This window comes from Pseudoalteromonas sp. GABNS16E, assembly GCF_028598715.1.
Taxonomy (GTDB): Bacteria; Pseudomonadota; Gammaproteobacteria; order Enterobacterales; family Alteromonadaceae; genus Pseudoalteromonas; species Pseudoalteromonas atlantica.
Genome location: NZ_JAQREZ010000108.1, coordinates 1 through 2,829 on the forward strand (window position 1 = coordinate 1; position 2,829 = coordinate 2,829).

At 42.2% G+C, this 2,829-nt stretch carries 2 protein-coding genes; one reads left to right on the plus strand and one right to left on the minus strand.

Going from position 1 to position 2,829, the window contains the following annotated elements:
* The first annotated feature begins 390 nt into the window (after positions 1-390).
* The gene (locus PSI06_RS20745; RefSeq protein WP_273604786.1) at positions 391-1,863 is read left to right on the plus strand and encodes an NAD(P)H-hydrate dehydratase; all 1,473 of its coding nucleotides are present in this window, start codon (positions 391-393) and stop codon (positions 1,861-1,863) included.
* A 4-nt stretch (positions 1,864-1,867) separates the two neighbouring features.
* Here the strand turns inward: PSI06_RS20745 and PSI06_RS20750 are convergent, their stop codons facing one another.
* Entirely contained in the window at positions 1,868-2,260 is a 393-nt protein-coding gene (locus PSI06_RS20750) for a VOC family protein (RefSeq protein WP_004587679.1), read from the minus strand.
* Positions 2,261-2,829: the final 569 nt, after the last annotated feature.

The following is a 2,829-nucleotide window of genomic DNA, read 5'->3' on the forward strand; positions in this document are numbered from 1 at the left end:
CAACGGCTTAGCGCCATACGATTACATCACCGCGTGTTTAGATGAGCTGTGCCAATCAACACCTGATATCGATAGTCTATTACCGTGGAATTTTAAAGGCTAGGCGGTGATCACCGGACGGATACGAAAGAGCCGGGCTTTTTTACGTTTGCAGAAAAGTAAAAATACATTCCAGATTTTATTCGCACAGTCTTCACCACCTCCGTAGCGTGGGTTGAGTATCACGAAACCCGCGGCAAAAGCCCACTACAGAACTCACACTCTTTGTACTAAAGCCTTCAACTTCAGTTTTAATAGCTGTTTAGCATGCTAAATCCGCTATTGAAAAGTGCTCTTTTATCCCAAGCTATAGTTATAGAGCATCTACAGACTTATTTATGGCGAGTTTCTATGTTAAATAAACAATGGCATATTTACACAAAAGAGCAGATTCGCTCTTATGAGGGAGAGGCGGCTAAGCAATGTGGAATAGATTTATTTACTTTAATGCAGCGAGCGGGGGAGGCCGTATACAAGCAGTGGCAGTCTTTTAACGCTAAGCTTACTTTAGTTATTGTAGGTAATGGCAATAATGCGGGTGATGCTTATATAGCCGCGCGTTTAATAAAGGACTCTGGTGCAGAGGTTAAAGTTTGCGCTCTAGACCCTGTTAAAACACTCAGTGGTGACGCTGCTAAAGCGAAGCAGTTATGGCTTGATAATGGTGGCATAGTTAACGAGTTTGCAAAGAGTGATTTAGATTGCTGCGACTGTGTGATTGATGGGTTACTAGGTACTGGGCTTAATTCACCTGTTCGCGAAAATTATTGTGAGATTATTACTGCCATCAACCAAAGCGAAAAGCCTGTTTTAAGTATCGATGTTCCCTCAGGGATTGATGCAAATACAGGTGAAGTATTAGGCGCAGCTATTCAGGCAACAAAAACACTTACTTTTATTGCGATTAAACAGGGCCTTTCTACAGGGACAGGTAAACAGCATGCCGGTGAGTTGATTCTCGATGAATTAGCAATTGAAGATACTTTTAGTCAACTCGCTTCACCTTGTGCTCACTTGATAAATATAGACAGCTTTAATCGCTTAGGCTCTCGGGCTTTAAATAGCCATAAGGGCAATCATGGCAAGTTATTATGCGTAGGGGGCAACCAAGGTACTGCGGGAGCAATTAGGCTCAGTAGTGAAGCTGCGCTACGAGCAGGTGCAGGGATGGTGAAGGTTTATACGCACCAAAGCTCTATTATGCCAATAAGCATAGGTAGGGCAGAATTAATGGTCATGAGTGAAAACCTTGAACAGGCTTTAGAGTGGGCAAGTTGTGTTGTACTTGGCCCTGGACTTGGGCAGGATGAATGGGCTAAAAAAACGTTTTGCACTGTAATGCACTATTGCCAAGAGCACAATACGCCGCTTGTACTTGATGCTGATGCACTTAATTTATTAGCTGAAAATGCAAGTGCTTATACGTTGGCTCAATGTGTTCTTACTCCGCACCCTGGTGAGGCGGCTCGGCTCATTAGCAAAAATACATCTGAAATAGAGTCAAATAGGTTTGATAGCGTGCGATTATGCGCAAAACGGTATAATGCTACTTGCATATTAAAAGGCGCTGGGTCTTTAATTGATAACGGCATAAGTACTTGGGTGTGTGAAAATGGTAACGCAGCACTTGCCGTGGGAGGGAGTGGCGACGTACTTACAGGTATTATTGGTGCATTGCTTGCTCAAGGGCTTAGTATCGATGAAGCAGCGCGATACGGGGTAACTCTTCATGCTCGAGCAGGTGAGGTTGCGGCTGAAGAGCAAGGGCAGCGCGGCATGCTACCCTCGGATTTATTTCAAATAGTCAGGTCGTTAATCAATTAAGTATTTAGCTCTGTTGAATAAGATCCCATTTGTTACCATAGAGATCTTCAAATACGGCCACCGTACCGTAAGGCTCATTGCGAGGCTGCTCATGAAATACTACGCCATTTTCTAGCATGCTTTCGTAGTCGCGCCAAAAGTTGTCAGTGTTTAAAAATAGCCATACACGGCCACCTGCTTGATTGCCAACAGCGTTAAACTGCTCTGGCTCTGTGGCTTGTGCAAGTAATATATGTGTGCCGTTTGAGTTGGGTGGGGTTATTAACACCCAGCGTTTTCCATCACCTAAGTCCGTATCTTCCACTAATTCAAAGCTTAATTTTTTTGTATAAAATGCAATTGCTTCGTCATAGTCTTTTACAACAAGAGCAATACTACCTATATGCTGCTTTGGCATAACTTAAAAACCTAAAGTTGTTTTATGTCGGTGTATTTTCACATATCAATACAGGGTTGAATAGTATAGGTAAATGTTTATTAAAGCTTATTTTAAGGGGAGTTGTACGTTATACATTGGCTTCGAATATAGGGCTAGCAGTAAAAGGGTTCACTCTATTTTAAACCTTAGAGCATGCTTAAAGCGTCCTTAAAAGTGTTTTAATTTGCAGCTAAACTGGCTTACTCATCTTCATTCGTAGGGTCGTCTCCTGAGTCTTCTTTGCGTTTACGCTGCTCTTGCTTGGCCTTTTGAACATTTTCATAAGTAGGGGTGGAATAGGCATAAGTGAAATTAGTGGAAAAAATGCTAAAAATAAATACGCTCCTTTAGACATGCTCTTACCCCATATAACGAGCTTAAGCATAATCCAAGCAATAAATACCACTAACCCTGTTATAAGTCACGGCTAGCGCATTTTAATCCCAGATTCTAACAGGGTTGAGCGATAATCATCGTCTAGCCCTGCCATTTTCTTTTTTCTCGCCATACTGGCTGTTTTAGTTGTATCTTGTTTAAATAACGCCATG

Coding starts and splice junctions, on each gene's coding strand:
- PSI06_RS20745 (WP_273604786.1), top strand. CDS start 391: ATGTTAAATAAACAATGGCATATTTACACAAAAGAGCAGATTCGCTCT.
- PSI06_RS20750 (WP_004587679.1), bottom strand. CDS start 2,260: ATGCCAAAGCAGCATATAGGTAGTATTGCTCTTGTTGTAAAAGACTAT.